Raw genomic sequence first — 6,466 nt, forward strand, 5'->3', positions numbered from 1 at the left:
GGAGCCCGCGACACGTTTCCCGGTCGAACCCGTTACGCATGCCGCACGGTCGCCACGTGCGCCGGCTTGTCCGGCGCGGCGACATGATCGAGAATGCAGCGACGCCGATCGCGTTCCGGCGCCCGGCAGCACTCACAGGAGAACCGAGATGGACGATCACCCGAACGGCCTGGACGCTGCATTCATCGCCAGGCAGCGCCAGCGGCTCGAAGCCTTGCAGCGGCAGGTGCTCGGCGGCGAGGAAAACACCATCGCACAGGGCCGGCAACAGCAGGAAACGAGCGGCGCGGAGGCCGGCGAACGCGAGGACGACGCGCAGACGCTCGAACAGGACGTCGCAAACCAGGCGCTGCGCAACGTCAATGTCCGCCGGATCGCCGATATCCAGCGCGCGCTGGAAAAGATCGCGGACGGCACCTACGGATACTCGGACGAAAGCGGCGATCCGATCCCGATCGAGCGGCTCGAAGCCTTGCCGGAAGCGATATATACCGTCGCCGAAGAAAGCCGGCGCGAATCGGGCCGGTAACCCGCGGCGCGACCATCGCGACGGCGGCGTCGCACGGGCCGTCGCGGCCCGCACCCGGCAGGATTGCCCGGCGTTGCCGCCCGCACCCCGAACCCGGCGGACGCCATCGTGACGTCCACCCCCGTCCCCACCCGGGAGAACGCCATCCGTCGGCGTGAGCGGCTCGCTCGCGTTGGCGTCATGCCGCTGACACATCCTTTGCGCGTCGTCATACGGATGCAAAGGATTCCAGAATACAGTGCACCGCTCGCTTGCCTTTTTGCCGGCGCCAACGCACAGAATGCCGCGCGCCGCCGAAACACAGCGCGCACTGTGCGCCGCAACGCAAACATCATGCGGGATACTGCGCGGTCTCGCGCGGCGCGGCCGAGCGTCGACGCGCCGCGTGCGGCGGCATCGACGGATTGTCCGGCGGTCCCCTATCGAAGCCAAGGAACAGCATGCCGAATCAAAGCAAATCGCCGTTGCTGCTCACCAGTGGAATCGGTGCGCTGGGTGTCGTGTTCGGCGACATCGGCACGAGCCCGCTCTACACCTTCAAGACGGTGCTCGACCTGACGGGCGGCACGAATCCGCAAACCATCCTCGGTGTCGTGTCGCTGCTGGTCTGGACCCTGATCGTCGTCACGACCGTCAAGTACGCGGGATTCGCGATGCGTATCGACAACGACGGCGAAGGCGGCATCCTCGCGCTGATGGCGCTGCTCGGGGTGAAGCGGCACCGGCGTCCGCTGATCGTCGCGGCCGGCCTGTTCGGCGCGGCGCTGATTTACGGCGACGGCGCGATCACGCCGGCGATTTCCGTGCTGTCCGCCCTCGAAGGGCTGACGCTCGTCGAACCGACGCTCGAGCCGTACGTGCTGCCGCTGGCCATCCTGATCCTGTTTGCGCTGTTCGCGCTGCAGCCGCTCGGAACTGCGAAGATCGGCCGTGCGTTCGGGCCGATCATGGCCCTGTGGTTCGTCGTGATGGCCGTGCTGGGCATTTCCGGCATCGTGCGCCATCCGGCGATCCTGTGGGCGCTCAATCCGGTGCATGGCATCACCTACCTGATTCATAGCGGCGGCACCGGTTTTCTCGTGCTCGGCGGCGTGTTCCTGTGCGTGACGGGCGCCGAGGCGCTGTACGCGGACATGGGGCATTTCGGCGCGAAGCCCATCAAGTTCGCCTGGAGCATGCTCGTGTTTCCGAGCCTGGTGCTCAACTACGCGGGCCAGGGGGCGCTCGTCCTGGCCGGCGCCTCCACCAGCGGCAACATCTTCTACCGCCTGTGCCCCGGGTCGCTCACGCTGGCGCTCGTGATCCTGTCCACGGTCGCGACCGTGATCGCCAGCCAGTCGATCATCACCGGCGCGTTCTCGATGACGCGCCAGGCCATCCAGCTCGAATGGATGCCGCGCATGAAGATCGTGCAGACGTCGCAGGCCGGGTACGGGCAGATCTACATCGGCGCGGTCAACTGGACGCTGATGATCGTCACGATCGGCCTCGCGCTGCTGTTCCGCAAGTCGGACAACCTGGCCGGCGCCTACGGGATCGCGGTCTCCGCAACGATGCTGATGACCACGGTGCTGCTGTTCATCGCCATGCGCGAGATCTGGGGCTGGAACCTGGCCGCCAGCGGCACGGTGGCGGCGCTGTTCTTCACGTTCGACACCGCGTTCTTCACGTCGAACGTGCTGAAGCTGTTCGACGGCGGCTACGTGCCGCTGCTGCTCGCCGCGCTCGTGTATCTCGTGATGTATGTCTGGCATCGCGGCGTGACGGCGGTCGCCGCCCGGCTTGCCGAGCACCCGGTTTCCGTCGACACGTTCATGCATGCGACCGACGACACGCTCGCCCGCGTGCCGGGCACCGCGGCATTCCTGACCCGCACGAAGGACGGCGTGCCGCCGGTGCTGCTCTGGTACGTCCGGCACAGCCGGGCGCTGCAACGCAACGTGCTCGCCGTGACGCTCGACATCGCGTCGAAACCCTGGGTCGACCCCGACAACCGGATCGCGATCGCGGAGCCGTTGCCCGGCTACTGGACGGTGACCGCGACCTACGGGTTCATGGAACGCGCCGACCTGCCGGCGCTGATGACGCAGATCGCTACCCGGCACGGCTGCCCGGTCGATCCGGCCGCGCTGACGTATTTCATCGGGCGGGAGCGCGTGACGAGCCGGGATGACGGGACAGGCTTGCCGCGCTGGATGGCGTCGGCGTTCGGGCTGATGCTGCGCAACTGCACGCGGGTCACGGATTATCTGCGCGTGCCGGCCGACCAGGTGGTCGATCTGGGCCGGCAGGTCTCGATCTAGCGCACGGCCGCGGTCGCGCCGCCGCCCGGTTCCCGGGCGCACGCGCGGCGGCGCGACTTTTGCGGCGCGCGGCCGCCCGTGCGCCGCGGCCATGCTCGCGGGGCGGCGCGCCGCCGTCTGCGCCCGCCGCTATGCCGGCTCGCCGACGAACCGCAGCGTCCCCGACTCCCCCATCAGCAATTCCCGATTCGCGTCCGCCGCCGCGCGCAGGTAATCCCACAGCGCGGTCACGCGCCGCAGCTTGCGCAGATCCTCGCGGCACGTCAGCCAGAAACAGCGCGTGACGACCACGTCGCGCGGCAGCACCGGCACCAGCGCCGGCTGCGTGGCCGCCATGAAGCACGGCAGGATCGCGAGGCCGCCGCCCTGCAGCGCCGCGAAATACTGCGCGATCACGCTGGTCGTGCGCAGCCCGGCCGTCGCGCCCGGCACCGCGCGATCCAGGTACAGCAGTTCGTTGCTGAACGCGAGATCGTCGACGTAGCTGATGAACGCGTGCCGCGCGAGATCGTCCGTGCAGGCGATCGGCGCGTGGTTCGCGAGATAGTCGCGCGTCGCATAGAGCCGCAACTGGTAGTCGCACAGCCTGGTGACCACGTAGGGCCCGCGCTCGGGCCGCTCGAGGGTGATCGCCAGGTCGGCCTCGCGCTTCGGCAGGTTGACGAAATGCGGGACCGGCAGCAGGTCGACCGTCACGTGCGGATGGTCGGCGCGGAACCGCGCGAGCTGCGGCGCGAGGAAAAAGCAGCCGAACCCTTCGGTCGACCCGATCCGCACGTGGCCCGACAGCGCCTCGCCGGTGTTCGCGACCTGGTCGCACGCGGACTGCACGGTCGTCTCCATCGCGTCCGCATACGCGACGAGCCGCTGGCCTTCGGCGGTCAGCGTGAAGCCGCCGGAGCGCGACTTGTCGAACAGCAGCGTGCCCAACGACGCCTCGAGCGCACGGATGCGCCGCGCGACGGTCGTGTAGTCGACGCCCAGCCGCTTCGCGGCGCCGCTCGCGCGCTGCGTGCGGGCGACTTCGAGGAAAAAACGCAGGTCGTCCCAGTTCAGGTTGCCGGAAACCGGCTCGGTGACGTGTCGCATCGGCAAGGAAAAAGGCTGGAGTCTCCGGACCGGCCGTCGATATGCATAAATGCACATCGAACCGGTTTCTTTATCGGTACATGATGAATCTGCGCATAACTATACTCGACCGTGACCTGCGGACCACGAGCCGCGGCAACCCAAACGGAGACACCATGCAGACGCGATCCACCCTCGATGAGCATGCGACAGTCGCGGCGCCGGCGCCCGCGCGCACCGCGAAGCACTACCTGCTGGCCGGCTGGGCCAGCATGGCCGGCACCACGATCGAGTGGTACGACTTCTTCCTCTACGGCACGGCCGCCGCCCTCGTGTTCAACCGCATCTTCTTCCCGTCGCTGGACCCCGTCGTCGGCACGCTCGCCGCGTTCGGCACGTTCGCGGTCGGCTTCATCGGGCGGCCGATGGGCGGCATCGTGTTCGGCCACTTCGGCGACCGGATCGGCCGCAAGTCGATGCTGATGATCACGCTGCTGCTGATGGGCGTGCCGAGCATGATCATCGGGCTGATCCCGTCGTACGACCGCATCGGCTACTGGGCCGCCGCGCTGCTGATCGCGATGCGCTTCCTGCAGGGCATGGCCGTCGGCGGCGAATGGGGCGGCGCGGTGCTGATGGCGGTCGAGCACGCGCCGAAGGGCCGCAAGGGGCTGTTCGGCAGCCTGCCGCAAACGGGCGTCGGGCTCGGCCTGATCCTGTCGTCGCTCGCGATGGCCGCGGTCGCCGCGCTGCCGGAAGCCGACATGCTGTCGTGGGGCTGGCGCGTGCCGTTCCTCGCGAGCATCGCGCTCGTCGGCCTCGGCTGGTTCATCCGCGCGCGAGTGCCGGAATCGCCCGACTTCGAGAAGGTGCAGCGCCAGGGCAAGGCCGAGAAGTCGCCGGTCATGGCCGCGCTGCGCCGCCATCCGCGCGAGGTGCTGACGATCGTCGGCGCACGCGCCGCCGAGAACACGTGGTTCTACATGGTCGTCACGTTCGCGCTCGCTTACGCGACGCAGCAGCTGCATCTGCCGAAGGCCGACATGCTGCACGCGATCACGGCGGGCGCCGCGCTGTCGCTCGTCACGATGCCGCTGTGCGGCCACCTGAGCGACCGCATCGGCCAGCGCCGGATGTTCGCGATCGGCCTCGTGCTGATGTGCGCGTTCGCCGCGCCGTTCTTCATGATGCTCGGCACGCAGCACACGTCGACCGCCTGGTGGGCGATCGTGCTCGGCCTCGGCGTCGTGTTCCCGATCCTCTATGCGCCGGAAGCGCTGCTGTTCGCGCAGCAGTTCCCCGCGGAAATCCGCTACAGCGGCATCTCGCTGTCGGTGCAGCTCGCCGGCGTGATCGGCGGCGGCTTCGCGCCGATGATCGCGACGTCGCTGCTCAAGACCGGCGGCGGCCAGCCGCATTACGTGATCGCGTACCTCGTCGGCTTCGGCGTGTTCGCGCTCGCCTGTACCGCGCTGATGCGTCCGGCGCGCGCCTGATCGCGCCTGATCGCGCCAGCGCCGGATCGATTTCGGTTCGTCCCGCCTCCGCCGTGCACGCACGCGCGGTGGATGCCTGAGCCCCTTTTTTTATCGCCACACCGTTTCCCGGAGACTCCATGAACGCCGCAGTTCCCCAGACCACCCTCGCCCTGCCCACCGCCAAGCTGCTGATCGACGGCGCGTTCGTCGAATCGCAAAGCGCCGAATGGGGCGACATCGTCAACCCCGCGACGCAGGAAGTGATCGGCCGCGTGCCGTATGCGACGCTCGACGAGGTCGACGCCGCGATCGCGTCCGCGCAGCGCGCATTCCAGACCTGGAAGACGACGCCGATCGGCGCGCGGCTGCGCATCATGCTGAAATTCCAGGATCTCGTGCGCCGCAATCTCGAACGGATCGCGCACACGCTGACGGCCGAGCAAGGCAAGACGCTGCCCGACGCGCAAGGCGACATCTTCCGCGGCCTGGAAGTCGTCGAGCACGCATGCTCGATCGGCACGCTGCAGCAGGGCGAATTCGCGGAGAACGTCGCGGGCGGCGTCGATACCTACACGCTGCGCCAGCCGATCGGCGTGTGCGCGGGCATCACGCCGTTCAACTTCCCCGGGATGATCCCGCTGTGGATGTTCCCGATGGCGATCGTCTGCGGCAACACCTTCGTGCTGAAGCCGTCGGAGCAGGACCCGCTGTCGACGATGCAGCTCGTCGAACTCGCGATCGAGGCCGGCGTGCCGCAAGGCGTGCTGAACGTCGTGCACGGCGGCAAGACGGTGGTCGACCGCCTCTGCACGCATCCGGACATCAAGGCGATCTCGTTCGTCGGCTCGACGCGCGTCGGCACCCACGTGTACAACCTCGGCAGCCAGCACGGCAAGCGCGTGCAGTCGATGATGGGCGCGAAGAACCACGCGGTCGTGCTGCCCGATGCGCACCGCGAGCAGTCGATCAACGCGCTCGTCGGCGCGGGCTTCGGCGCGGCCGGCCAGCGCTGCATGGCGACCTCGGTGGTCGTGCTGGTCGGCCGCGCGCGCGACTGGCTGCCCGAGCTCGTCGAGAAGGCGAAGGCG

5 protein-coding genes are annotated in these 6,466 nt (G+C 68.5%); 4 read left to right on the forward strand and 1 reads right to left on the reverse strand.

Going from position 1 to position 6,466, the window contains the following annotated elements:
* The first annotated feature begins 148 nt into the window (after window positions 1-148).
* Complete coding sequence (locus GQ57_RS33710; RefSeq protein WP_034200132.1) at window positions 149-529, forward strand: TraR/DksA family transcriptional regulator; 381 nt, start codon at window positions 149-151, stop codon at window positions 527-529.
* A 440-nt stretch (window positions 530-969) separates the two neighbouring features.
* Window positions 970-2,832 carry a potassium transporter Kup gene (locus GQ57_RS33715; RefSeq protein ID WP_034200133.1) on the forward strand — a complete coding sequence of 621 codons (1,863 nt, stop codon included), beginning with the start codon at window positions 970-972 and terminating at the stop codon, window positions 2,830-2,832.
* A gap of 129 nt (window positions 2,833-2,961) precedes the next feature.
* Here the strand turns inward: GQ57_RS33715 and GQ57_RS33720 are convergent, their stop codons facing one another.
* Window positions 2,962-3,921 (reverse strand): LysR family transcriptional regulator, encoded by a 960-nt coding sequence (locus GQ57_RS33720; RefSeq protein ID WP_031401384.1) that lies wholly within the window; start codon window positions 3,919-3,921, stop codon window positions 2,962-2,964.
* A 155-nt stretch (window positions 3,922-4,076) separates the two neighbouring features.
* On the opposite strand from GQ57_RS33720, the gene GQ57_RS33725 reads away from it, so the two are divergent.
* Together GQ57_RS33725 and mmsA are read left to right on the forward strand one after the other, a co-directional pair.
* Entirely contained in the window at window positions 4,077-5,396 is a 1,320-nt protein-coding gene (locus GQ57_RS33725; protein ID WP_031401385.1) for an MFS transporter, read from the forward strand.
* A 119-nt stretch (window positions 5,397-5,515) separates the two neighbouring features.
* The coding region (gene mmsA, locus GQ57_RS33730; RefSeq protein WP_034200134.1) for a CoA-acylating methylmalonate-semialdehyde dehydrogenase at window positions 5,516-6,466 on the forward strand (951 nt) is incomplete at its 3' end.

The organism is Burkholderia sp. MSh2 (assembly GCF_000731655.1).
Classification (GTDB): Bacteria; Pseudomonadota; Gammaproteobacteria; order Burkholderiales; family Burkholderiaceae; genus Burkholderia; species Burkholderia paludis.

Coding starts and splice junctions, on each gene's coding strand:
- GQ57_RS33715 (WP_034200133.1), top strand. CDS start 970: ATGCCGAATCAAAGCAAATCGCCGTTGCTGCTCACCAGTGGAATCGGT.
- GQ57_RS33720 (WP_031401384.1), bottom strand. CDS start 3,921: ATGCGACACGTCACCGAGCCGGTTTCCGGCAACCTGAACTGGGACGAC.
- GQ57_RS33710 (WP_034200132.1), top strand. CDS start 149: ATGGACGATCACCCGAACGGCCTGGACGCTGCATTCATCGCCAGGCAG.
- GQ57_RS33725 (WP_031401385.1), top strand. CDS start 4,077: ATGCAGACGCGATCCACCCTCGATGAGCATGCGACAGTCGCGGCGCCG.